The 25,440-nt window shown below is 48.3% G+C and carries 16 protein-coding genes, 2 tRNA genes and 3 rRNA genes; 14 read left to right on the plus strand and 7 right to left on the minus strand.

The annotated features are described in order from the left end of the window. Positions 1–12 precede the first annotated feature (12 nt). The 9 genes from DS731_RS17220 to DS731_RS17260 all read left to right on the plus strand — a co-directional run bounded on the left by DS731_RS17220 (position 13) and on the right by DS731_RS17260 (position 9,669). Entirely contained in the window at positions 13–849 is an 837-nt protein-coding gene (locus tag DS731_RS17220) for a CheR family methyltransferase (RefSeq protein WP_119502489.1), read from the plus strand. Further along, positions 842–1,456 (plus strand): chemoreceptor glutamine deamidase CheD, encoded by a 615-nt coding sequence (gene cheD, locus DS731_RS17225; RefSeq protein ID WP_119502490.1) that lies wholly within the window; start codon positions 842–844, stop codon positions 1,454–1,456. The genes DS731_RS17220 and cheD overlap by 8 nt, the downstream gene beginning before the upstream one ends. 7 nt (positions 1,457–1,463) lie before the next feature. Next, complete coding sequence (locus tag DS731_RS17230) at positions 1,464–2,510, plus strand: protein-glutamate methylesterase/protein-glutamine glutaminase (protein ID WP_119502491.1); 1,047 nt, start codon at positions 1,464–1,466, stop codon at positions 2,508–2,510. A gap of 273 nt (positions 2,511–2,783) precedes the next feature. Continuing rightward, the gene (locus DS731_RS17235; protein WP_119502492.1) at positions 2,784–3,149 is read left to right on the plus strand and encodes a response regulator; all 366 of its coding nucleotides are present in this window, start codon (positions 2,784–2,786) and stop codon (positions 3,147–3,149) included. Next, on the plus strand, positions 3,146–3,730 hold the full coding sequence (locus DS731_RS17240; RefSeq protein ID WP_119502493.1) for a chemotaxis protein CheX: 585 nt from the start codon (positions 3,146–3,148) through the stop codon (positions 3,728–3,730). The genes DS731_RS17235 and DS731_RS17240 overlap by 4 nt, the downstream gene beginning before the upstream one ends. Then, complete coding sequence (locus DS731_RS17245) at positions 3,730–5,001, plus strand: sensor histidine kinase (RefSeq protein ID WP_119502494.1); 1,272 nt, start codon at positions 3,730–3,732, stop codon at positions 4,999–5,001. Before DS731_RS17240 ends, DS731_RS17245 begins: the two co-directional genes overlap by 1 nt. 55 nt (positions 5,002–5,056) lie before the next feature. Beyond that, positions 5,057–6,973 carry a GGDEF domain-containing protein gene (locus DS731_RS17250; protein ID WP_119502495.1) on the plus strand — a complete coding sequence of 639 codons (1,917 nt, stop codon included), beginning with the start codon at positions 5,057–5,059 and terminating at the stop codon, positions 6,971–6,973. Further along, positions 6,973–9,321: a DNA polymerase II gene (locus DS731_RS17255; RefSeq protein ID WP_119502496.1), complete on the plus strand. Its 2,349-nt coding sequence runs from the start codon at positions 6,973–6,975 to the stop codon at positions 9,319–9,321. Before DS731_RS17250 ends, DS731_RS17255 begins: the two co-directional genes overlap by 1 nt. Before the next feature lie 141 nt (positions 9,322–9,462). Further along, positions 9,463–9,669 carry a hypothetical protein gene (locus tag DS731_RS17260; RefSeq protein WP_119502497.1) on the plus strand — a complete coding sequence of 69 codons (207 nt, stop codon included), beginning with the start codon at positions 9,463–9,465 and terminating at the stop codon, positions 9,667–9,669. Positions 9,670–9,944: 275 nt separating this feature from the next. Here DS731_RS17260 and rrf read toward each other — a convergent pair. The 5 genes from rrf to DS731_RS17285 form a co-directional block, all read right to left on the minus strand. Next, positions 9,945–10,060 (minus strand): 5S ribosomal RNA (rrf, locus tag DS731_RS17265). A gap of 126 nt (positions 10,061–10,186) precedes the next feature. After that, positions 10,187–13,057 (minus strand): 23S ribosomal RNA (locus tag DS731_RS17270). A 664-nt stretch (positions 13,058–13,721) separates the two neighbouring features. After that, positions 13,722–13,798 (minus strand) — tRNA-Ile (locus DS731_RS17275). A 2-nt stretch (positions 13,799–13,800) separates the two neighbouring features. After that, positions 13,801–13,876: transfer RNA gene (locus DS731_RS17280), tRNA-Ala, on the minus strand. An 80-nt stretch (positions 13,877–13,956) separates the two neighbouring features. Beyond that, positions 13,957–15,489 (minus strand): 16S ribosomal RNA (locus DS731_RS17285). Together the 16S, 23S and 5S rRNA genes with 2 tRNA genes alongside form the textbook arrangement of a ribosomal RNA operon. A 501-nt stretch (positions 15,490–15,990) precedes the next feature. Here DS731_RS17285 and DS731_RS17290 point away from each other — a divergent pair. Next, positions 15,991–16,467 carry an RNA recognition motif domain-containing protein gene (locus DS731_RS17290; protein ID WP_119502498.1) on the plus strand — a complete coding sequence of 159 codons (477 nt, stop codon included), beginning with the start codon at positions 15,991–15,993 and terminating at the stop codon, positions 16,465–16,467. Positions 16,468–16,564: 97 nt separating this feature from the next. Here DS731_RS17290 and DS731_RS17295 read toward each other — a convergent pair whose 3' ends face one another. Beyond that, positions 16,565–17,899, minus strand: a complete 1,335-nt coding sequence (locus DS731_RS17295) for a DUF5610 domain-containing protein (RefSeq protein ID WP_119502499.1) — start codon at positions 17,897–17,899, stop codon at positions 16,565–16,567. Positions 17,900–18,041: 142 nt separating this feature from the next. Here DS731_RS17295 and trmA point away from each other — a divergent pair, with 142 nt between their 5' ends. Continuing rightward, on the plus strand, positions 18,042–19,145 hold the full coding sequence (gene trmA / locus DS731_RS17300; protein ID WP_119503479.1) for a tRNA (uridine(54)-C5)-methyltransferase TrmA: 1,104 nt from the start codon (positions 18,042–18,044) through the stop codon (positions 19,143–19,145). On the opposite strand, the gene fabR is transcribed toward trmA, so the two are convergent. Next, a complete protein-coding gene (fabR, locus tag DS731_RS17305) occupies positions 19,146–19,760 on the minus strand; it encodes an HTH-type transcriptional repressor FabR (RefSeq protein ID WP_119502500.1) in 615 nt (204 codons plus the stop codon). A 185-nt stretch (positions 19,761–19,945) separates the two neighbouring features. Between fabR and DS731_RS17310 the strand changes: the two genes are divergently transcribed. The 3 genes from DS731_RS17310 to DS731_RS17320 all read left to right on the plus strand — a co-directional run bounded on the left by DS731_RS17310 (position 19,946) and on the right by DS731_RS17320 (position 25,326). Next, entirely contained in the window at positions 19,946–21,073 is a 1,128-nt protein-coding gene (locus tag DS731_RS17310) for an acyl-CoA desaturase (RefSeq protein ID WP_119502501.1), read from the plus strand. 159 nt (positions 21,074–21,232) lie between these two features. Then, positions 21,233–23,482 (plus strand): EAL domain-containing protein, encoded by a 2,250-nt coding sequence (locus DS731_RS17315; protein ID WP_119502502.1) that lies wholly within the window; start codon positions 21,233–21,235, stop codon positions 23,480–23,482. Next, positions 23,479–25,326: a sensor histidine kinase gene (locus DS731_RS17320; RefSeq protein ID WP_119502503.1), complete on the plus strand. Its 1,848-nt coding sequence runs from the start codon at positions 23,479–23,481 to the stop codon at positions 25,324–25,326. The genes DS731_RS17315 and DS731_RS17320 overlap by 4 nt, the downstream gene beginning before the upstream one ends. Positions 25,327–25,440: the final 114 nt, after the last annotated feature.

The following is a 25,440-nucleotide window of genomic DNA, read 5'->3' on the forward strand; positions in this document are numbered from 1 at the left end:
AGATGGGCCGGTATGAGCCAGAGCGCCCGGCAAGAATTTGCGTTTAATAAAGAGGATTTTGAGAGAGTCAGACGAACCTTATATCAAAAGGCAGGGATCAATCTTACAGATACGAAAGATTCACTGGTTTACAGCAGACTCGCCCGCAGACTGCGGGCGTTGTCGCTGAACAGCTTCGATGACTACCTCACATACCTGAAACGTACGCCTGAAGAAGACGAGAACTTCATCAATGCCCTGACGACAAACCTGACTTCATTTTTCCGTGAGGCCCACCACTTTGATGCGCTGGCAAATTACCTGCGGACGCATCCGGGCCAGCGGACAATATGGTGTTCAGCCAGCAGTACCGGCGAAGAGCCCTACTCCATCGCAATGACAGTGGCAGAGGTGTTCGACAGTTTTGATAATCCGGTATCAATCATTGCGTCAGACATTGACAGCCAGGTACTGGCGAAAGCCAGCGCAGGCATATACAGCAGCGAGGCAACAACCAAACTGACACCGCACCAGTGCAAGAAGTTTTTGCACAAAGGAAAAGGCAGCCAGAAAGGTAAAGTGCGGGTAGTACCGGAACTGCGAAAAAATGTCAGTTTCAGACGCATCAACCTGATGGATGTGACCTGGCCAATACGGGGACCCATTGATGTCATATTCTGCCGTAACGTGATGATTTATTTTGATAAGCCCACCCAGTTGAATATTTTGAAACGCATGGTGGCACTGTTACCGGATGACGGTTTATACATCGCCGGACATTCAGAGAACTTCAATAAGGATTCACAGATCGTTACGCCAGTGGGGAAAACCATTTACAAACCGGCCCGTGAAGGCAGACGCTATGGCTGAAACCTTCATGGACGGCGTGGGGCACGAAGCCAACACATATTATGATCCCCGCTTTGTCCGGCAGGCTGTAAAAATTCTGCCGGGAGAGTATTTTTCTACCGGCAATGACACACTGATGGTCACAGTTCTCGGCTCTTGTGTGTCTGCTTGTCTGATGGATTTGCACAACGGCGTGTGCGGCATGAATCACTTTTTGCTGCCCTCAGACAGAGGCTCTGAAGGGGAATTTTGTGAAGCCTCCCGATATGGCATGTATGCCATGGAGTTGTTGATTAATCAGATGATGAATTTAGGTGCCGATAAGCGGCATCTGCAAGCCAAAGTATTTGGCGGCGGAAATGTGGTTGCGGGTATATCCGTCACCAATGTTGGCCAGATGAACTCAGAGTTTGTAACTGCTTACTTACGAAGAGAGCGCATTCCAATCGTTGCCAGCGATTTAATGGAAGACTACGCCCGCAAAATATATTTCTTCCCTGACTCAGGACAGGTACTCGTGAAACGGATACGGAAATTCAATAATTCAACGATCATGGACCGGGAAAGTGCTTACCGCATTAAGTTGAAACAAGGGCCTGAACAGAGTGAATTTGAACAGTTTGATTAGGTGAGCCATGACGATAAAAGTACTTGTTGTAGACGACTCCGCGTTAATCAGAAATCTGCTTGGCGAAATCGTAAAAAGCGAAAGCGATATGCAGCTGGTTGGTGCCGCACCCGATGCCTATGTCGCTAAAAAGATGGTGCAGGAACACAATCCGGATGTCATCACTCTGGATATAGAAATGCCCAAGGTCGACGGCCTGCGTTTCCTCGATGTACTGATGAAAGCACGTCCCACGCCGGTGGTAATGATATCCACACTCACGGAAGCAGGCGCTGATGCCACCATCCGTTCACTGGAGCTTGGCGCTGTTGATTTTATCCCCAAACCCAAACTGGGAGTTGTGCAGGGAATAGAAGAATACCGCGAATTGATTTTATCAAAGATACGTATGGCAGCCCGCTCGCGGGTGCGTCAGCAAAAGCCGGCCACAGTTAAAACAACGACTGCCCTCACCTATTCAAGTACTGAGAAAATCATCGCCATCGGCGCTTCTACCGGCGGCACGGAAGCGATTAAAACCATAGTCAGTGCGTTACCGGCCAATGCTCCGGCAACGGTTATCACCCAGCATATGCCGCCGGGTTATACCAGCACCTTTGCAAAGCGGCTGGATGCCTGCAGCCAGTTAAAAATTGTGGAAGCCCGGGGTGATGAGCGTTTACTTCCCGGCCACGGCTACCTGGCTCCCGGCGATAAACATATGGAGATCATCCGCAGTGGTGCCGATTACCGGATCAGATTAAATGACGGGCCCCGTGTCAGTGGTCACAAGCCCTCAGTGGATATGATGTTTACCTCGCTGGTTGAATCTGCCGGCAGTAACGTGGTGGCCAGTTTGCTGACAGGTATGGGTAAAGACGGCGCAGACGGGTTGCTGGCACTGAAAGAGAAAGGTGCTTTCACTATTTGTCAAAATGAAGATACCTGTGTGGTATACGGTATGCCTAAAGTTGCCGTCTCCCTGGGGGCGGCGGAAAAGATTTTGCCACTTGAGAATATCGCTCAGGCAATGGTTTCTCAACTGGAGAAAATGAAGGCAGGCAGCCGTTTGTAACATTCTTAAGTATGACGGCTTATATCAGATTATGGCGTTGCATCCGGTAGCACAGGTGAGAAGTTAGCTACACTGGATTCGGGAAGCTTTTAGTGACATTTGTGCAGAAAATTTCACCTAAAGAATAACACACAAATGTCACAAAAGACCTATACTCAAAATGACGTGATATTAGCAAATAGTCGAAATTGAAAGATTTTTTTTCAGGTGGACTTGCAGGAATGAAAATATCGCAAATACTCATGATAGGTTCGAAATTGTCTGGAGGTAAGAATGACAGTTCCGCTACTTGTGGCCGATGACTCGCGTCTGTCACGAAGAAGTGTACTAAAAGCGCTTCCGCCTGAAATCGAGTTTACTGTCACAGAAGCTGCGAATGGCAGGGAAGCAATTGATCTGCTCGAAAAGAACGGGTTCAGATTACTATTACTCGACCTGACTATGCCCGAGGTGGACGGTGTTGGTGTGCTTGAATACCTCGCGGACAAAGAAGAAAGACCAGATGTGATTGTGATCAGTGCTGACTTCCAGCCTGAAAAACAACGCATTGTTATGGATCTGGGGGCGCACAAATTCATCAGAAAGCCTCTCGATAAAGAAGAATTAGCCATGACATTGTTTGAGCTGGGGTATCTATGAGCAGTGTTATTTCCCTCACAGAAGATCAACGTGACGCCCTTCAGGAGCTAATGAATATCTCTATGGGGCAAGCTGCTAATTCGCTGGCGCACCTGATAGAAACTAAAATAGGTATCTCCATACCTAAAATATCAGCCGTTACGCCAGCCGAATTATTTACACTTATTAATCGCAGTGAAAATGCGTTTTACACCAGACAATCTTTCCTTGGAGATATCCAGGGTGAAGTGATGGCGGTAGTATCAGAGCAGGGTTTAACCGAAGTGGCCAGCCTGCTCGAATACGAGGCTCCGCTCAGCCAGAGTGATATTGAAGAAACCATACTGGAGCTGTCAAATATTCTGGCCGGCGCTTGTCTGGCCGGTTTATCGAACCAGCTTGAACTGGCAACTAATCTGAATATGCCAACATTGTTTTCTCCGAATAAGGCATCATTCACCGAACTTAACTGGCAGCATAGCCTGGTAATGGAAGTGCAGTTCGATATTGAGCTCTCTTCATTCTCCATGCGGGTAGTCTTTTGTCTCGACCGTGCGTCACTGGTACGGCTAACCGAAACTATTGATGAATTGCTGGGTTAATGTTCGAGCAACTTTTTGGCAAATTACCGGTTGGGATCTGCATTGTAAATGAAGATTACCAGGTCATTTTCCTCAACGACTTTTTTATCGACCGCATGGAAACCGGACTCCGTGCTGACTACATGGAAAAGCCGGTAGCAGAGCTCTTTCCAGAGCAGGAAAAGTTTCTGCGCCGCAGAATTAAATCTGTCTTCGTTCTTCAACATCCCAGTTTCAGCTACTGGGAACAACGCCCGCATATTTTTCCGTTTAAAAGTAGCCGCCCCATTACCGGTGAAGAGACACAGATGTACCAGAATATGGAAATCGTGCCCTTATCTTCTCCGGAGCATGGCAAGCTGGCGTGTATTTTCCTTCAGGACGTTACCGCCCAGGCCAGTTACTTCATTGCCCAGCAGGAATTATCCAAAGCGCTGAAACGTGAGCATGAAGAACAACTTAAACTCATCAAGAAACTCGACTCAGCGCAAAGCCAGCTTATCCAGGCAGAAAAAATGGCTTCTACGGGACAACTGGCAGCCGGCATTGCCCACGAAATCAATAATCCCATTGGCTTTGTCTCAGCCAATCTGGACACTTTAAAGCAATACGGTGAACACCTGATAACCTTGTGCGACACGCTGGCAGACAATATTGAAAATACCGATGAAAAAACACGCACGCTAATCACGGGCCTTCTGGAAGAGCATCATTACGACTTATTAAAAGACGATATGACTCCGCTGATTGATGAGTCCAGAGACGGCCTTATCCGTGTGCGGGACATTGTCGAGAACCTTAAGCGGTTTGCACTGGAAGATTCGGCCGGATGGCAACTGATGGATTTGGATGAAGCGGTAAAGCAGATGGCAGAGCTGGTATCAGTCCAATACAAAAAGCCCACGTTTAAAGTCACCTGTGAACCCGCCGGCCTGAAAATCTATTGCGAGCCGGGCAGCCTTAAACAGGCTTTGATGAATATGGTGATCAATGCGGCCCAGTCCATCAATCATAAAGGGTTTGTAAAAGTAGATGTGCATGGTGATGACACAACGGTCCGCATCAAGATCATCGACAGTGGTGAAGGCATTGAAGAAAAGCACGTTAAGAAGATATTTGATCCGTTCTTCACAACCAAACCGGAAGGGCTGGGTCAGGGGCTCGGGTTATCAGTGGCTTATACAGCCATAGAACAACATGAAGGCAAAATTTCAGTCAGTAGTAAGGTGGGTAAAGGTACCGTATTTGAAGTCACTTTACCGGTACTGACCCCGGACGACGAAGCACATTAATATTCCCGGGCTGAACTGTTGCAGGTTATGTTTGGCCTCCCGCCCGCATCAGGCTATGATACACCGTCTTTTTCTTATGCTGACAGGAACAGTGATGTATCCGGCTTACCGGTTTAAAAGATACCTGGCAGGCCTGCTTGCTTTCAGTATTCTCAGTTTCAACGTATTCGCAGACTTGTGGACAGGTGATGCCGCCGTGCATCTTGCCGGTGTAAGAAACTCTCCGCAGGACGTACTCGACGCATTACCGGCCAGCAATGATGAACTGTCTTCAGAACAGCGAGCCCTGCATTTTTACCTCATCAGCCGTGCAAATGGCGCGCTTGCTTTGCATGAAAAAGCGGAAGAAGCCGCTTTAGCAGGTCTGGCACTGGCACCGCCTCCCCCTTTACATGACTATCTGACGCTGGCGCTGGCAGAAGCCAGAGACGGACTGGGTCTTGCTCAATCCATGATCTCTGCTGCGGCAGAATCGCTGGCCCGGGCCCGTGACGGTGATGACGAAGCCCTGTTGTTTTATGCAATCAGTGTGAACGGTTATATCAATGTAACTTTAAACCAGTACAGCGAAGCCCTTGCGTTATTTCAGGAAGGTTACCGCCGGCTTGAATCTCCGGGTGCTTTTTTCAGCCGGGCTGATTTTGCCAGCATGATTGCCCTTGTATACGAATACCGGCAGGAACCTGAAATGGCATTGCGTTTCTATCGCGAAGCTGAAACCTGGTACCGGCAAAATAATGTGCGCCTTGAACTGGCGAATACCCTGTTTGGATTAGGCAAAGCCACTATCCAAACCGGCGATGGTGATGAAGGCATGACCCTGCTTCTTGAATCTGCAGATATTGCCCTTAACATCCGCGATTTACAGGGTGCTGCATTCAGTTATGAAGCTATTGCATCTGAGCTGATTGACCGGGGGATGACCGCCGATGCATCGCCGTTTTTAGATGATGCCCTCAGTCTGTTTATGCAGGCTGGCAATCCGTTTATGCAAATTAAAGTCTTAATTGAAAAGGCACAAATTGCCGTTGATCAGGGTCAGCCGGAAGAGGCTTTACGCAGACTGGCCAGAGCTGAGGAAATGGCCACGGGTGAATCCTTTTTGTCACAACGAATTGCCATTGCAGATACAAAAGCCCGCGCTTTTGCCGCCAAAGGTGAGCACCAGTCTGCCTATCTGGTATTACTGCAAAACAGGCAGAACCGCGCTTTGTTACAGAAAGAAATTAACTCCAGGCGAATTCTGGAATTACAGACCCGTTTCGATGTGGAAAAGCAGCGGGCGCAAAATGCCCTGCTGGAAGAGCAAAATTTACGTCAGCAAAACCAGTTAAAGAATGAACAGCGCCTTCAGCGCTATACAATTGCACTTATCGGATTGCTTATTGTGGTATGTGGCCTGCTGAGCTGGCTGTATTTTAATGGGAAACGTCATCAGAAACGCCTTGAACAACTGGCAAACTATGACGGCCTGACTGGTTTAATGACACGCCGGAAAACCATGGAAGATGCTGAGTTACAGTATCAGATGGCCCAAAGACACAAAACGCCTTTGACAGCAGCGGTTATTGACCTCGATCATTTTAAACAAATTAACGACAAGTACGGCCATCAAACCGGGGATGATGTGCTCAGGGCCTTTGGCAGAAAGGCGCAAAAGCATTTCAGGAAAACGGATATTCTGGGCCGTATTGGTGGAGAGGAATTTCTTTTCCTGTTTCCCCATACCGGGACGGACGACGCGCTGGACATGCTTGAGCGTTTTGCCGGCAGCGTCCGGAAAATTCCTGATGAACTGAAAATCAAAACGATGCAGGTCACGTTATCCGTCGGCCTTGTCGATGCCACTTCGTTTTCCAATATGACCAGAGTAGTTGCTGTCGCAGACGAAGCGTTGTACGAGGCAAAGGAAACTGGCAGAGATAAAATAGTGACCGGTCAGCCCTCTGCTACGGACGGACAATCTCAATAGTGACAGGCAAAGGCTTCATTTTATCCCGCCGGACCATTCGCAGGGATAGCCGCGAATGCGTTGAATTGTGGATTTCCACTGAGAATGGTCCGGTGCGGCTTATCTCTGAGCCACAAACCAGCGTTTGCTTCATCAGAACATCTCATCTGGAACAGGTTCAAAATCTGATCCGGGCGAAAGGCCTGGATATCACCCCGGAAGCGGTCAATTTCAAAACCCTGGAACAGGAAGAAGTCATACTACTGCGGTGTGCTGACGACTTCACAAGGCACAAATTACGTCGCGGGATGCAGAGCGCAGGGCTGCCACTGTACGAGGGAGATATTAAGTCTGAAGACCGTTTTCTGATGGAGCGTTTTGCGTACGGAGCTGTAAGTTTTTACGGGACGCAGGTTCATAATGAGGTTGTGAACGCCAAAGTGAAAGGGGCACAGTTTCGTCCGCAACTGACCAGCGTATCTGTTGATATTGAGTGTGATGAAAAGGAAAACCTGTATTCCATCGCTGTTGCTTCTGAGACCATGAACCGTGTATGGCTGAATACTGCAGGAACCACACCGGTCACTGACGAATTTGCGACCTTTGATGTCATTAATCTGCCCGGTGAAAAAGAAGTCCTTACCGCTTTCTGCAGGGCTGTCGCAAAGCTGGATCCTGATGTCATACTGGGCTGGAACATCAAGCAGTTTGACCTCGCTGTGCTTAACAGAATGGCACGGCGACAAGGCATTCCGCTGACATTGGGCCGCCAGGGAGAAACCCTTACCGTACGGGAGTGGGAAGACGGCTCACAGGTAATAGCAGAGATCCCCGGCCGCTGTATCATTGATGGCATTGATGCGCTTAAAACCATGACCTGGCAGTTTGAAAGCTTCGCCCTGGACTTTGTTGCAAATGCCTTGCTGAAGAAAGGAAAGCTGATTACCGGCGGGGATAAGCTTGAAGAAATTAAAGCCTTATACCGGGACAATCCTTCTCATTTGGTCGCCTACAATTATCAGGACTGTGTACTGGTAAACGACATCGCGGAACATACACGTTTCATTGATTTTCTCATATTACGCAGCACCCTTACCGGACTGGACATGACCCGGCCCGGAGGCTCAGTTGCAGCGTTTATTAATGTATATCTGCCAAAGCTGCACAGACAGGGTTATGTATGTGGTATCCGCCCGGAGAATGGCGGTCTTGCGAGCCCCGGAGGCTACGTGATGACGTCCAGACCCGGGCTGTATAACAATGTACTGGTACTGGATTTTAAGAGTCTGTATCCCTCTATCATAAGAACTTTTCTTATTGACCCCCTTGGTCTGGCTGAAGGGTTACTGCACCCTGAAAACGCCATAGAAGGTTACAGAGGAGCCATGTTCTCCCGCACCGAGCATTTCCTGCCCGATATCATTGCCGGACTTTGGCAACAACGTGATGAAGCTAAAAAGCAGCAGGATGCGCCCCGCTCTCAGGCGATAAAAATTCTGATGAATTCATTTTACGGTGTGCTCGGTAGTGGCGGTTGCCCTTTCTACGATCCCCGTCTTGCCAGCTCGATTACCATGCGGGGACACGACATCATGCAAACCACTGCCGGCTGGATAGAAGACGCCGGCTACGAAGTGATTTACGGCGATACGGACTCTACATTTGTATTCACAGGTGATGACTGCACACCCCGGCAAGCTGAATTAATTGGTACGCAGTTACAGGACATGATCAACCGCCGCTGGCGTGAGACGCTAAAACAGGACTTCAATTTACACTGTCATCTTGAAATTGAATTTGAAACCCACTTCCGCCGCTTTTTTATGCCCACAATCCGTGGTTCAGAAGAAGGTAGCAAGAAGCGTTATGCCGGCGTGGTGGTAAAAGAGGGTAAGGAACAACTGATTTTCAAAGGGCTGGAAAATGTCAGATCAGACTGGACTGCACTGGCACGACAATTTCAGGAAAAACTTTACGCCCTTGTTTTCGCTGAACGGTCTCCGGAGGATTACATCAGATCATTACTCAGTGATATCCGCGCCGGTAAACTGGATGACTTTCTGGTGTACGCAAGACGCCTCAGAAAGCCTCTGAATGCTTATACACGTACGCAACCGCCTCATGTTAAAGCTGCACGTCAGGCTGATGAGATGAATCTTGCAACAGGCAAACCTCTGCAATACCAGCACAAAACTACAGTGCGTTATGTTGTCACTATAGCAGGGCCGCAGGCTGTCGGGTATGTCACTCAACCACCTGACTATGAACACTATATTGAAAAACAAATCAGACCCATTGCTGAAAGCATCCTGCCGGCAACAGGGATCAACTATGATGATATAGACAACCAGCAACTGGGTTTATTTTAACCCGTTAGCCGCCCCTTCCGGTAATTCAACGCAGAGCCATTTCACTGGCACACTTTATCCGATATAACGTTTACATCCCTTGCAGGACGGTCTTCAGGCGCTGACAGGGAGCTTCGACTTAGTCACCGGATAGGAGGAACAGTGTTTAACTGGAAAGCCATACTGAAGCCCGCGGACAGGGCCTCAATTCTTAAGCATACCGGCCTGCTCGCTTATGCATTTATTGCCAGTATCTTATTCAAATCTCTGGGATTCATTCCGTCACATCAGGTGCCGGTAACCATGCTCATCGCATTTGTGTCTCTGGAATGGATGTTTTTCCAGCGCACTAAGTTCACTTCTCAGTAAGTCTTCTTTTTTATGATCCCTCCGGATACTCACAATCAGTGTCCGGTTTGGCTGTCTATTCCTCTCTGCTCCGCACTTTTATCAACTTTTCAATGATCATCTCTCTTCTGAAATCCGTCAGTATGCAGACAATTACACTTTAAATAACTGAGTAGCTGGCTCCGGCCAAAAGTGATTCAACCTGAATGTTATGGCTTTTGACTAGCAGAGATTCTGACCAGAGAAAAGAAACGAAAAAAGCCCGCTCAGATTGAGCGGGCTTCTTCGAATTGGGAGCCTGACGGTGTGCTACTCTCACATGGGGAGACCCCACACTACCATCGCCGCTAACGCGTTTCACTTCTGAGTTCGGAATGGATTCAGGTGGTACCACGTCGCTATTGCCGTCAGGCATAAACTTTTTATAACAATTTCAGAAAGCTTGATATCTTCATCAATCAGAGTAACGCTACTCTAACTGTTTAATTAGTCAGTCTATAACTTACAACGTCTAAGTAAAAAGCTACTTAGGCGTTGTATGGTTAAGCCTCACGGGCAATTAGTACAGGTTAGCTTAATGCCTTGCAACACTTCCACATCCTGCCTATCAACGTTGTAGTCTTCAACAACCCTTCAGAGAGGTTAAACCTCAGGGATGACTCATCTCGGGGCTCGCTTCCCGCTTAGATGCTTTCAGCGGTTATCGATTCCGAACGTAGCTACCGGGCAATGCCTTTGGCAAAACAACCCGAACACCAGCGGTTCGTCCACTCCGGTCCTCTCGTACTAGGAGCAGCTCCCCTCAATCATCCAACGCCCACACCAGATAGGGACCGAACTGTCTCACGACGTTCTAAACCCAGCTCGCGTACCACTTTAAATGGCGAACAGCCATACCCTTGGGACCGACTTCAGCCCCAGGATGTGATGAGCCGACATCGAGGTGCCAAACACCGCCGTCGATATGAACTCTTGGGCGGTATCAGCCTGTTATCCCCGGAGTACCTTTTATCCGTTGAGCGATGGCCCTTCCATACAGAACCACCGGATCACTATGACCTACTTTCGTACCTGCTCGACGTGTCTGTCTCGCAGTTAAGCTAGCTTATGCCATTGCACTAACCTCACGATGTCCGACCGTGATTAGCTAACCTTCGTGCTCCTCCGTTACTATTTGGGAGGAGACCGCCCCAGTCAAACTACCCACCAGACACTGTCCGCATTCCCGATAAGGGAACAACGTTAGAACATCAAACATACCAGGGTGGTATTTCAAGGACGGCTCCGTATGAACTGGCGTCCATACTTCAAAGCCTCCCACCTATCCTACACAAGTAGGTTCAATGTTCAGTGCCAAGCTGTAGTAAAGGTTCACGGGGTCTTTCCGTCTAGGTGCGGGTACACAGCATCTTCACTGCGATTTCAATTTCACTGAGTCTCGGGTGGAGACAGCGTGGCCATGGTTACACCATTCGTGCAGGTCGGAACTTACCCGACAAGGAATTTCGCTACCTTAGGACCGTTATAGTTACGGCCGCCGTTTACCGGGGCTTCGATCAAGAGCTTCGCTTACGCTAACCCCATCAATTAACCTTCCGGCACCGGGCAGGTGTCACACCCTATACGTCATCTTACGATTTAGCAGAGTGCTGTGTTTTTAATAAACAGTCCCAGCCACCTGGTCACTGCGGCCCCCGTGTGCTCAAAGAGCAAGTCTCATCACACGCAGGGGCGTACCTTCTCCCGAAGTTACGGTACAATTTTGCCGAGTTCCTTCACCCGAGTTCTCTCAAGCGCCTTAGTATTCTCTACCTGACCACCTGTGTCGGTTTGGGGTACGGTTCACATAATCATAAGTTTAGAAGCTTTTCCTGGAAGCAGGGCATCAACAACTTCACTCCCTTGGGAGCTCGTCTCGTGTCTCAGAATTATAAAACCGGATTTACCTAATCTTACTTCCTACACACTTTCACCTGGGCAACCAACGCCAGGATTGTCTAGCCTTCTCCGTCCCTCCGTCACTGATTATATAAGTACGGGAATATTAACCCGTTTCCCATCGACTACGCATTTCTGCCTCGCCTTAGGGGCCGACTTACCCTGCCCTGATTAGCATGGGACAGGAAACCTTGGTCTTCCGGCGTGGGGGTTTTTCACCCCCATTATCGTTACTCATGTCAGCATTCGCACTTCTGATACCTCCAGCAAACTTCACAGTTCACCTTCAGCGGCTTACAGAACGCTCCCCTACCCAAAGTACAAGTACTTTGCCGCAGCTTCGGTATATTGCTTAGCCCCGTTACATCTTCCGCGCAGGCCGACTCGACTAGTGAGCTATTACGCTTTCTTTAAAGGGTGGCTGCTTCTAAGCCAACCTCCTAGCTGTCTTAGCCTTCCCACATCGTTTCCCACTTAGCAATATTTTGGGACCTTAGCTGGCGGTCTGGGTTGTTTCCCTCTTCACGACGGACGTTAGCACCCGCCGTGTGTCTCCCGGATAGTTCTCTTTGGTATTCGGAGTTTGCAAAGGGTTGGTAAGTCGGGATGACCCCCTAGCCTTAACAGTGCTCTACCCCCAAAGGAATTCGTCCGAGGCTCTACCTAAATAGATTTCGGGGAGAACCAGCTATCTCCCGGTTTGATTGGCCTTTCACCCCCAGCCACAAGTCATCCCCGCCTTTTTCAACAGGCGTGGGTTCGGTCCTCCAGTTGATGTTACTCAACCTTCAACCTGCCCATGGCTAGATCACCGGGTTTCGGGTCTATACCTGGCAACTCAACGCGCAGTTAACACTCGCTTTCGCTACGGCTCCCCTAGACGGTTAACCTTGCTACCAAATATAAGTCGCTGACCCATTATACAAAAGGTACGCAGTCACCCCGAAGGGCTCCCACTGCTTGTACGTATACGGTTTCAGGTTCTGTTTCACTCCCCTCACAGGGGTTCTTTTCGCCTTTCCCTCACGGTACTGGTTCACTATCGGTCAGTAAGGAGTATTTAGCCTTGGAGGATGGTCCCCCCATCTTCAGTCAGGATAACACGTGTCCCGACCTACTTAATATGTGCTAACTGTCACTTCGTGTACGGGACTATCACCCTGTTCCGTTAAACTTTCCAGAATATTCCACTATGACAACTAACATCGGCTGGTCCCCTTTCGCTCGCCGCTACTAAGGGAATCTCGGTTGATTTCTTTTCCTCCGGGTACTTAGATGTTTCAGTTCCCCGGGTTTGCCTCGTTAACCTATGTATTCAGTTAACGATACCCGCAAGCGGGTGGGTTTCCCCATTCGGACATCGATGGCTCAAATGCGTTTTGTCAGCTCGCCACCGCTTTTCGCAGACTTACACGTCCTTCATCGCCTCTTACTGCCAAGGCATCCACCGTATACGCTTAGTCACTTAACCATACAACCCTAAATAGCTTCCGCTTAAGAACCTGTGCTGCGCGACTCTTCCTCGCTCGCTCGGTTATATACTACTTGTATACGCCCTCGCTCACTCGTCGTATTCGCTTGCCCAGAACCTTAATCGTCGCTATTTCCTCTTTTCAACATGAGTAGTGAGAGAGTAAATAGCCGTTACTTTATCTTCCAAAAGATGCGACATCCTAAAAGGATGGAAGATAAAGCGCCTAACCTCCGCCTTTTTATCCGGAGTCAGGTGTGCATCTAAGCACTGTTGTATGCATGACTGTCTAATCAATGTTCGTGCAAAATCGACGTTGTTTGTCGACTTTTGCGCAAGGAGGACGAACAGTACACTCAGTTGTGTATGTCAACCTTCTTACTACACGTTTGTCAGATAGAGTAGCTTTTGAAAGAACATCTTTCGATATTCTCAGTTACTCAATTTGATTGATTACTAATATCAGCTTTCCAAATTGTTAAAGAACAGGTTTAGAGTAAAAAACCCTAATCAATACTTACTCAACCGAGTAAAAATTCATTAGGATTTGCATCTTTCTGACCAAGTGATTACTTAATACATCCAATCTTTTTCAGGCAAGGAAGATGAAACCGTCGTGTGCCCCGGCACATGAGGTTTTATCTGACGCCGCATGAGAAAGATTTGGTAGGCTTGGGCAGACTTGAACTGCCGACCTCACCCTTATCAGGGGTGCGCTCTAACCAGCTGAGCTACAAGCCTATTGGTGGAGCTAAGCAGGATCGAACTGCTGACCTCCTGAATGCAAATCAGGCGCTCTCCCAGCTGAGCTATAGCCCCATAAGACTTGGTCGTTCTTCATTAATAACAAAACAATCTGTGTGAACACTGCGCTAAAAGGCAATAAACGATTTTTAAGGTAAGGAGGTGATCCAACCCCAGGTTCCCCTAGGGTTACCTTGTTACGACTTCACCCCAGTCATGAAACACAAAGTGGTAATCGTCCTCCCGAAGGTTAGACTAACTACTTCTTTTGCATCCCACTCCCATGGTGTGACGGGCGGTGTGTACAAGGCCCGGGAACGTATTCACCGCAGTATGCTGACCTGCGATTACTAGCGATTCCGACTTCATGGAGTCGAGTTGCAGACTCCAATCCGGACTACGACAAGCTTTAAGGGGTCCGCTCCACATCACTGTCTTGCTTCCCTCTGTACTTGCCATTGTAGCACGTGTGTAGCCCTACACGTAAGGGCCATGATGACTTGACGTCGTCCCCACCTTCCTCCGGTTTGTCACCGGCAGTCTCCTTAGAGTGCCCAACCAAATGCTGGCAACTAAGGACAAGGGTTGCGCTCGTTGCGGGACTTAACCCAACATCTCACGACACGAGCTGACGACAGCCATGCAGCACCTGTGTCAGAGTTCCCGAAGGCACTAATCCATCTCTGGAAAATTCTCTGCATGTCAAGTGTAGGTAAGGTTCTTCGCGTTGCTTCGAATTAAACCACATGCTCCACCGCTTGTGCGGGCCCCCGTCAATTCATTTGAGTTTTAACCTTGCGGCCGTACTCCCCAGGCGGTCTACTTAGCGCGTTAGCTTCGCTACGCACGAATTAAATTCACACACAGCTAGTAGACAGCGTTTACGGTGTGGACTACCAGGGTATCTAATCCTGTTCGCTACCCACACTTTCGGACATGAGCGTCAGTCTTTGGCCAGGGAGTCGCCTTCGCCACTGATGTTCCTCCAGATATCTACGCATTTCACCGCTACACCTGGAATTCCACTCCCCTCTCCAAGACTCTAGTCTGCCAGTTCTAAATGACCATCCCAGGTTGAGCCCGGGGCTTTCACATCTAGCTTAACAAACCGCCTGCGTCCGCTTTACGCCCAGTAATTCCGATTAACGCTCGCACCCTCCGTATTACCGCGGCTGCTGGCACGGAGTTAGCCGGTGCTTCTTCTGTTGTTAACGTCACAGCTGGCAGGTATTAACTACCAACCTTTCCTCACAACTGAAAGTGCTTTACAACCCGAAGGCCTTCTTCACACACGCGGCATGGCTGCATCAGGGTTTCCCCCATTGTGCAATATTCCCCACTGCTGCCTCCCGTAGGAGTCTGGGCCGTGTCTCAGTCCCAGTGTGGCTGATCTTCCTCTCAGAACAGCTAGAGATCGTCGCCTTGGTGAGCCTTTACCTCACCAACTAGCTAATCTCACTTGGGCCTCTCTTCAGGTAGGAGCCGAAGCCCCCTTTGGTCCGTAGACGTTATGCGGTATTAGCAGTCGTTTCCAACTGTTATCCCCCTCCCAAAGGCAAGTTCCCAAGCATTACTCACCCGTCCGCCACTCGTCAGCAAATAGCAAGCTATTTCTGTTACCGTTCGACTTGCATGTGTTAGGCCTGCCGCCAGCGTTCAATCTGAGCCATGATCAAACTCTTCAATTAAATACATCGAAAAACTTTTATGAATCGTCGGTTGACACTCTTAACGAGTGCCCACACAGATTGTCTTGTTATAAATTTTTAAAGAACAATTGCTAACCTCGGCTAGCTGCTTCAGCGTTTCTCCCTGAAGCGGGACGCGCATTCTACGCGCTTCGTTTTCAGTGTCAACATCTTTTTGAAATTTAATTTCTCAGGTGTTTTCAGTGAAAACCGTTATAAATAACCATTATTAAGTTCTTATAACGACTTCTTCGTGGACCGTCTGACGTTCCCCGTCGAAGTGGTGCGCATTCTACGCATCAGAGATTTTTCGTCAACCCCTTTTTTATCCTTTTTGACCTTTTTCTTCGAATTCGAACTCAAACGCCTGGTTTTCCAACAAAAGTCTATTTTTTATTGGTCTTTCGTCTACTATTTCATCAGACCATTGTTCAATTTGTTACAAATGAGTAAACTATGAACAGCCTCCAACGTTTCACTAAAATAATTAAAGGTAGGTTTATGAAAGTAGGCTTTATTCAATGCGCAGTAATTAGCGCGGTATTCGCAATCGCAGGTTATCTCATCGTTTCTTCCGCTAGTCTGGAAGCGAGTCTTCCTGTCACCGTTGCAGTGTCTTTGCTTATTAGCGGTATCGTTACACCCTGGCTTGCATCTCTGCTGAGTTCGTCTTCAACGTCCTCTTCAGTGAATGCTGATGTGACTTCTGATACTTCCGGAGAAACAGCCACTTTATATGTAGGTAATCTTCCATATAAAGCGAACGAAGATGCAGTGAAAGAATATTTCAAGGATTACATCGAAGTTCAGAGTGTTCGTCTTATGAAGGACCGTCGTACTGGAAAACGTAAAGGGTATGGATTTATCGAAGTCATTACCCGCGACGTAGATTCAGCTATTACGGAACTAAACGATAAAGTATTTCTGGAAAGAACATTGAAAGTACGTGCTGCAAGGGAGAAAGGAGAAACCGAGTAGTCGTACTACACAAACATTAAAGAACCCCGGCATGCCGGGGTTCTTTTTTATCCGAATATTGAATTGGGCATCACTTTTAATAGTCCGCCCGTATCTTTCAGCTTTCGCTTGCCGGAGGCTCTACAGGCTGAGTTTTCTGCTGCTCGCCCGGCATAGCGTCAAGTAAACGCTGATTGAAACTATGGAAACGATTTATAGCTGTGACTAAATCCGGTACCTGTACATCCTTCATTTCGTTGATCAGGCCATTTATCAGAGTGTTGAAGTCTTCACCTGAAGCCAGTTGTTGTCTCGCCGAATCAAAGACGTTAAGCATCTTATTCAGATATTGTGCAACAGGCTTCGCTTCATCGCCGTGGGAACCGGACTCGCTGCCGTCACGATAATGCTGAATAGCACCGTAAGTTTTCACAACTTCCGTTTGCTGCGTTCTGTTCAGTTGCAATGCGTAACCCGTAAGTTCCTGATCATCAAAACCCAGTTCCAGCGCTTTCTCAAACGCCTTATCCAGATCGCCACCAAAGAACGTGTCAGCCAGATCGTTAACGGATTCCACTAAATCAGCAATGGCCGTTAATTCACCTTCATCCAGCTCGCCTTTCAGAGAGAAACTTATCCCCTGACGATCAAAGTACGAGTAAGAGGTGTTGTCTGTAGCAACAACATTCTGATAGCCATTACCGTCACCACCCTGCCCCTGCCCAGTCGTATAAGCGACGGTTTGCTGGCTGGCATATTGATAAGCCCTCAGACTCTCAAAGCTCAACTGCACTTCATCACCATCTCTTGTACGAATTGTCAGACTGGCAGATTCTGAGTTGCTGCTATTAACGTTCAAAGCTGATGCAACACCACCTGCAGCAAGTTGATCTTCATTCTGAATACCGAGCAGATCAGACTCCAGTGCATTAATGCGATTTTCGATGAGACTGCGGCTCCTGTCGATGCCTGTTGAGATATCATCATTCATCAGGCCTCCCAGATCTTTTTCTGCCATGGCAATTCCCTGGGAAACCCCTTCTCTCGCCTGCGAAAAAAGATTACCGAGTTTCTCTTCATCCGCACCACCTCTTGCAGCGCCCTGAATGACACCACCGACAAAACGCATAACGTTTTTTGCCACTTCCTCAAAATCAAATAAAGAGGTTTCCTTCTCTTTATCTGACGTATCATCTTTTGCAAACTTACCACGCTGTCCGTCAACGGTAACCTGTTGCTCCATTGACGAACTGTAGACTTTCAGGCCAATGGTCGTCTGCGAACTACTGACGCTTACCATTGCGGTTTGCCGCTGCTGAAATTCAGCAGCCTGACGAAGTCCATCCTGCTGTAACTGCTTTTTGATTGCTTTATTAGGGTCTTCAGGTGCCTTCTGTTCTGCAACAGCCGGCTTCTGCTCACTAACAAATGCCTTAATTTCACCCACGTTCATAATGTTGTCCTCACTAACCTCACATTAGTTATCGGCAGACTTAACGAATTGTTTAATTTTAATGCAATCTCAGAACAGTGTTTGCACAAATAATTTAAGACACTACAATGCGCAGCCCGGCAAACAAGATGAAGCTATTACAATGACAACTCAGACACACAGTCAGCAATATACCGCGCAGTTAGACGAGAAGATCTCGCGACTGTCACAACTACTTGATCAATATGGTCAAACTGAGATGTCTGTGTTTGCCTCTGAAGAAACCGGCTACCGCATGCGGGCAGAATTTCGGGTATGGCATGATGGCGATGACTTGTATCACATCATGTTCAACAGCGAGACGAAAGAAAAGTATCGCGTTGACACCTTCCCGCCGGCAAGCGATACCATCAATGCCGCTATGCAAACTTTAATGACAGAACTTCGTCCAAGCCAGGTACTGAGAAAGAAGTTATTTCAGATTGATTATCTGAGCGGGTTGTCAGGTGAGCTGGTGATAAGCCTTTTGTATCACCGTCAGCTGGATGATGAATGGGAAACGGCTGCGCGGGCGCTGCAAGATACGTTGTCTGACACCTTCGGTACAGTGAATGTTATCGGCCGTGCACGTAAGCAGAAGAAAATTCTGGGCAATGACTTTATCATCGAATCGCTGCCGGTAAATGGACGACACTATCAATTCAGGCATATCGAAAACAGCTTTACCCAGCCGAATGCAAAAGTGAACTGCCGCATGATCGAATGGGCATTGTCTGTGTGTGAAAACACCAGCGGCGATCTTCTTGAAATGTACTGCGGAGCCGGTAATTTCTCACTGCCTATGGCCAGCCAGTTTCGCAAGGTCATCGGCACTGAAATCGCCAAACCTTCGGTTAACGCTGCGCAATTTAACATTGAAGTGAACAACATAGACAATGTGGAGATTGTTCGTCTGTCTGCTGAAGAGTTTACGGAAGCATTAAGAACAGGACGTCAGTTTTCCCGCCTCAACGGCATTGATTTATCAGGCTACAACTTTACGACTGTGCTGGTTGACCCGCCAAGAGCCGGTCTTGATGAAGAATCACTGAAGATGATTCAGGACTATCCGGAAATTATTTATATTTCCTGTAATCCCGATACGCTGGCAGCGAATCTGGCGACATTGTCGCAAACCCACGATCTGGTGGCGTCTGCCTTGTTCGATCAATTCCCTTTTACGCACCACATTGAGGCCGGCGTAAAACTGGTGAAGAAAAACCGTTAATTACTCACTTTTGACTTTCCGGGGGCGATAGACTTTTGCCCCCAACTGTACAAAACGCAATTGCGCTTTTACCCTGTGGCCAATTTCCTGCCTCAACGGCACATCCACTTCTAAGGCTTCAGCTCCGGCACTGAATACAAGCCGGACCATGGCTTCTGCCTGAAGACTTGCCAGTTGATGCTCTGCGCCCTGACTTTCCACAATATAATCAGCCAGTTCTTCAATAAAATGCTGAATTTCCCTCAGTACTGCCATCCGGTAGGCAGTTGAGGTGCCGGTGTGTTCACGGAGCAGTAATCTGAACACGTTAGTATTGGCGGTAATAAATTCCATGAAGGTATCTACCGAGGTATCGATAACCCCGCCGCCACTGGCGATACGGCGTCTTGCCTGACGCATCAGTTGACGGAGTGCAAGACCCGCCTCGTCCACCAGCGTCAGACCGAGTTCGTCCATATCTTTGAAGTGACGGTAAAAAGAAGTCGGCGCAATACCGGCTGCACGGGAGACTTCACGTAAACTGATAGCAGACAGACTGCGCTGCTCATCGAGCAAACCAAAAGCAGCATTGATAATATTCTGGCGGGTTTTTAATTTTTGCTCCTGACGACTCACCGCCAACTCCTTCTTTTCATTCCGGATACCTGTTAAACGGTAACGATTGTACCTTACCCCGGCGATGACGGCACATCAGTTTCACAAAATCTGCACTATACTTAAAGCTGAAATTGTCGCTTTTCCCTTGCCTGCGCCCGGTGAAAACGATAAATTAGCGTACAGTTGTAAGCCGAGTTGTTATCATGAAAAAACCACCAATTATCCTGACCAATGTTCTGGTATTTATTATTACCGGTGCAATTGCGTTACTGGCAGTGCCCCTTTGGGCGGTCACCATGGGATTCGACACCACGGAAGTGGTGACGGCTGTCGTATTATTTTATTTCACCGGTATGTCTATTACTGCCGGCTATCACCGTCTGTGGTCTCATAAAACCTATGACGCCAATATTGTTGTACGGGTCATTCTCGCCATCGGCGGTGCAATGGCATTGCAAAACAGTATCCTGCACTGGTCTTCTGATCACCGTATCCATCACCGTCATGTTGATCAAAACGACAAAGACCCGTACTCAGCTAAAAAGGGCCTGTGGTTCGCCCATATTGGCTGGATGCTGAGAGAATATCAGTCTCATCGCTATGACGATTACAGCAACTGCCGGGACTTACAAAAAGATCCGGTGGTTATGTGGCAACACAAGTATTACCTGCCTATCGTGCTTGTCGCAAACTTCGGGATCACAGGTTTGCTTGGCTGGTTGAACGGCGATGTACTGAGTATGATTCTTTTTGCCGGTGTATTCCGTTTATTCATGGTCCACCATGTCACTTTCTTTATTAACTCGCTGGCTCATTTCTGGGGCAGTCAGCCTTATACCGATAAAAACACAGCCCGTGATAACGGTATCCTGGCATTTTTCACTTTCGGCGAGGGGTATCATAACTACCATCATATTTTTGAATATGATTACCGTAACGGTATTTACTGGTGGCAATTCGATCCTACCAAGTGGCTTATCCGCGGCCTGTCTTATGCCGGATTGACTACAAATCTGCGCCGGGTTCCGGAAGAGCGTATTGAAAAAGCCCGCGCAGCCATGCAACTTCAGCAAGCCAATGCCAGACTTGCCGCTCTGCCGGATGCCGATGAGTTATTACAAAAAGTGCAGGCCGAGTACGAGTTGTTAGTACAGAAGATGTCTGCCTATTATGCCGCGAAAAAACGTCTTATGAATGTACGTAAACGGTGCCTGAAGCGCTCGGTTGAGCGACTGGAAATTGACTTCCATTATAAAGAACTCAAACACGCACTGGCCCTTCAGAAAGAAAAGTGGCTCCAGTTACAGACACTTTCACCACAGCTGGTCTGAACTCAGCCCGAAACGCCGCTATTTAGCGGCGTTTCTGTTTCTCCTTCTTGCAAAATCAATAATATAGGCAACACTTAGGTGATGGATTGCTCTTGCTGTTTTCTCTGCATTTTTTGAAATAAGAGTCCTCGCTTTTCCTTTATCAGTACGGACGGATGCATGAGTGATGAACAGCTTTTTACCTTTTCCCCGGAGCCTGAACCGGACGACAGTAATACTCAGTCAGGAGAATGGTTAGTTCTTAGTGTTGAAGACGATTTGGGCTATCAACAATCCCTTAAACTGGGCTTAAGCGGCCTTAAAGTGCGGGGCAAACCGCTTAAGTTTCTGACCGCAAACTCTGCGGCTCAGGCCTCCACCATTCTGGCAGAAACCGACGATATTGCGGTGATCCTGCTGGATGTTGTGATGGAGCAGGATAACGCCGGCCTGTTCCTGGTAAACACCATCAGAACCGTGTTAGGTAATTCCCGCGTGCGGATTATCCTGCTCACCGGTCAGCCCGGTATGGCTCCCCGTCAGGACACATTTAAAGAATACGATATTGATGAGTACTGGAACAAAGTTGAACTGACAGAAGAAAAGCTGAGAGGCATTGTTTCCAGTAACATTAAAACCTGGTCCAATCTGAATGAATTGTACGTGGCCAAACGCGGACTGCAGATGATTGTGGATGCCTCCAGGGCCCTGACGTCAAAGCAGGATGTGGGCGAGTTTACCTACACCGTGCTCAATGAAGTATCCCGGGTCATCGGCATTCCTGAAACCGGTGGTGTGGTGTGCGCCTACCGTCCGACCATGGCGTCTATGGAACAATGCGAAGTGGTAGCATCAAGTGGTGACTTCAGCCGTTCTGATGCCACTATGCTGTCAGAATTATTGGGAGAATATCAGGCTTACGCGAGCTCCGGATTGCTGAAGGCCATCGACACTGCTCTGCACACCCATGAGCATCAGTTTTATGAAAGCTGGTCAATTCTCTACTTCAATACGGCAGATGTAGACAACAATCACTATCTTGTCATCGTCCAATCTCCCAAACCTCTGGAGCAAAGCCACATTACACTGCTGATGGTGTACAGCGAAAACATCGGCAATGGTTTCGTTAACCTGGCATTGCTCAATAAACTGTCCATGCTGGCTTATTTTGACGAAACTCTGCAAATTCCGAACAAAAACTGGCTACACCGCGAAATCGTCAATATGTCACTGTCTGATTTGAATTCAACCTCGCTGGTATTGGTGAATATGACGGATTTCTCAACCAGTGAAATCACACTGGGCACAGATTTCAGCCACGCCCTGCTTGCCGGTTGCCTGAACGAAATGAAAAAGCGCTGTCAGAAAGCAATGACGATTTGTTATCTGGGAGATGGCTTTTTTGCGCTGCTTTATAAAACGGAAAAAGTGTCTCAGGAACCATCATTGAGCCAGTTAGCCGAACTGTCGGTGTATGTCGATAATGTTGAGCAACGGGTCACGAACCGTATCAGCCATCTGGCAGTGAAAGATTTAGAGCTGGATGATTTACGTAAGTCGTTGAAGACGGCGCAACTGGTGCATAACTCACGGAAACGGCGGGATCATTCCGTACAGACCATCACACGACAGTTGCTTGACGAAATGGGCACCCGCCACAAGCTGCTGAAATCTTTGTCTGATGCCATTGCCGACTCTCACCCGTTCTTTCTGGTTTTCCAGCCGAAAGTGGATCTGAAAACCGGTGTGACAACCGGACTGGAAGCGCTTATCCGCTGGCGCACCGGAAGTAACGAAATCATTCCGCCCAATGTGTTCATCCCTCTTGCTGAAGCATCCGGGTTAATCACCCGTCTGGACAGCCTGGTGATGGAGCTTGCTGTCTACGCTGCAAAAGTGCTGAAAGAGTCAGGGCATAACTTCTCCGTGGCGTTTAATGTAACCCATGCCGATGTGATAGCACCCAACTTCATTCCTGCACTGGAAAACGCGCTGGCTACCCATAATGTGCAGCCGGAGCAGGTAGAGATAGAAATCACTGAAACTCAGGCCATGGAAGATTATGAGGATATCAACCCGATACTCAATACGTTGATGAAAATGGGGATCAAAGTCAGTATTGATGACTTTGGTACCGGCTATTCTTCACTGGCTCACCTCAGTACATTGTCGGCCTCAGCACTGAAAGTGGATAAGAGCTTTGTCGATACATTAAATACCGCGACCCCGAACTCTCCTGATCATATTCTGGACATGGTGCACAGGCTATCTGAACAATGTCATTTTCAGGTTGTTGCTGAGGGCATTGAAACTGAAGGACAACGGGAAGCATTGTTGAGCAAAGGGTATGAAACCGGACAAGGTTTTCTGTTTGCCCGTCCCATGGCATTACCCGACCTTATCGACTGGCTTAACGGACAGCAGCGATGAGTGAGAAAAAACACTGGCAAAGGGCCTGCTGGTTATATCTGTGCAACTTTATTTTGTCTGTACTGACTGGCTCACTGGTCTATCAATGGTTCTATAACCAGTCGATGCAGTCACTGAGTGTTGAGCATACGTCCGTCATATCATCGGTCAACACCGCTTTCAGTCAGGAACTGGGTGACATTACCAATGTCGCCAGGCTGGCAAACGAGCACCTGGTAGACATTATGTCTGCCGGGCTACGGGATGAAACAGAAGCTCAATTGTTTCTGCGCATTGGCCGTGTGCTTAATAATGTATCCCAAATGCGATGGCTGAACCCCGAAGGGGTTGAAACGGTACGGGTTAATTTTCTTGCCGACGGCGTTCAGATTGTCCCGCCGGAACAGCTCCAGGATAAATCCACCCGATATTACTTTAAGCAGGCACAGCAAAAGCCGGCCGGGATCATGACACTTTCTTCCATCGATCTGAATATGGAAAATGGTGTGCTGGTCACGCCCTTCCAGCCAACTGTGCGGGCAATCCTGCACACGTTTCCTTCTCATCCTCTGGGGGAAGGCTTCCTGGTGATTAATTTTGACCTGACGTCTTTATTCGATCACCTGAAAACCTTTGAAGAAACGCAAACGCAGCTTCTGATTTCCGAAGGTGCCATTCAATGGATGCTGCACCCTGATGCAGAAAAAGAATGGACCGCCAGCCGCGGGATCACGCCTGCGAACATTAAGCTGGCTCAACCTGATATTCTCGAGAAACTAAAAAACAACAAAGCTGTTTCCCTGGTCTCCGGAGAAGAAGATGCGTTGTTCAGCGGTGCAGCCTTGCAGTTAAGAATGAAGCATACGCACACGGTTGACCCGTACTTCATTCTCACCCGCACCCCCGCCGAGTACCACGGTTTGCTGGTAAAAGACGCGCTGTTACCGGGATTAATCTCCTTCGTTTGTTGCTTTTTTATTGCCGGCTTACTGATTACCCGGGACCTGAAACAGCTGTCCCATGTTACCCATCTGACAGATCAGCTGTTAACGGAGAAACAGGATTTGAAATCCGCTCTGGATAAGCAAACCCGTCTCCGTGACGAACTGGTCGAGTCAGAGAAAATGGCGTCTCTGGGCATGCTGGTAGCCGGTGTTGCCCATGAACTGAGCACCCCCATTGGCGGAACAACCATGTGCGTATCGGCTATTGATAACCAGCTCGACGCACTGGAAAAGAAAATCAGTACCGGACTGACCCGCTCAGATCTCGATGCTTACGTGGCATATACCAGGGAAAGTGTGACCCTGTCTAAGCATAACCTTGAACGTGTAACCGAGCTTATCAAGCGTTTTAAACGGCTGGCGGTGGACCGCGGAAGCGAAACGCCGGTGAAGTTTTCTCTGCACAGAGTAGTGGGTGATCTGGTCCGCACGCTGGAAGCTCAGGCCAGCGCCAAACGGGTAAAACTAACAGCAGACATACCGGAAACGCTGGAAATTGTGAGCTTCCCCGGCCTTTACTCTCAAATTTTACAGAACCTTATCACCAATGCCTTTGAGCATGCCTTTGCGAATAAACGTAACGGGGAAGTATGCATCACAGCCCGTGAGAAGGGGAACAGTTTTGAAGTTAGAGTCAGAGACGATGGCTGCGGTATTCTGGACGAAATTCAGCACACTATATTCGAGCCTTTTGTGACTTCAGCCCGCAACAAGGGCAATACCGGTCTTGGTATGCACCTCGTTCACCAGTGGGTTACTAATTTGCTCGGCGGCAGGATTGTGTTTACGTCGAAAGAAGGCAACGGCACAGAATTTATCATGACGTTTCCGATGGCGCTGCCCGACGCTAAAAAAGCATGATGAAACCGGAAATGGGCAACGGAAACTTTGTCTTTCTTATCAGAATGTTGCTAGACTTTGCATGACACTATTCCAGTCCAGCAACGTATCTACCGGTTCCCGCCGGTACAGCAA

This window comes from Alteromonas sp. RKMC-009 (assembly GCF_003584565.2).
Taxonomy (GTDB): Bacteria; Pseudomonadota; Gammaproteobacteria; order Enterobacterales; family Alteromonadaceae; genus Alteromonas.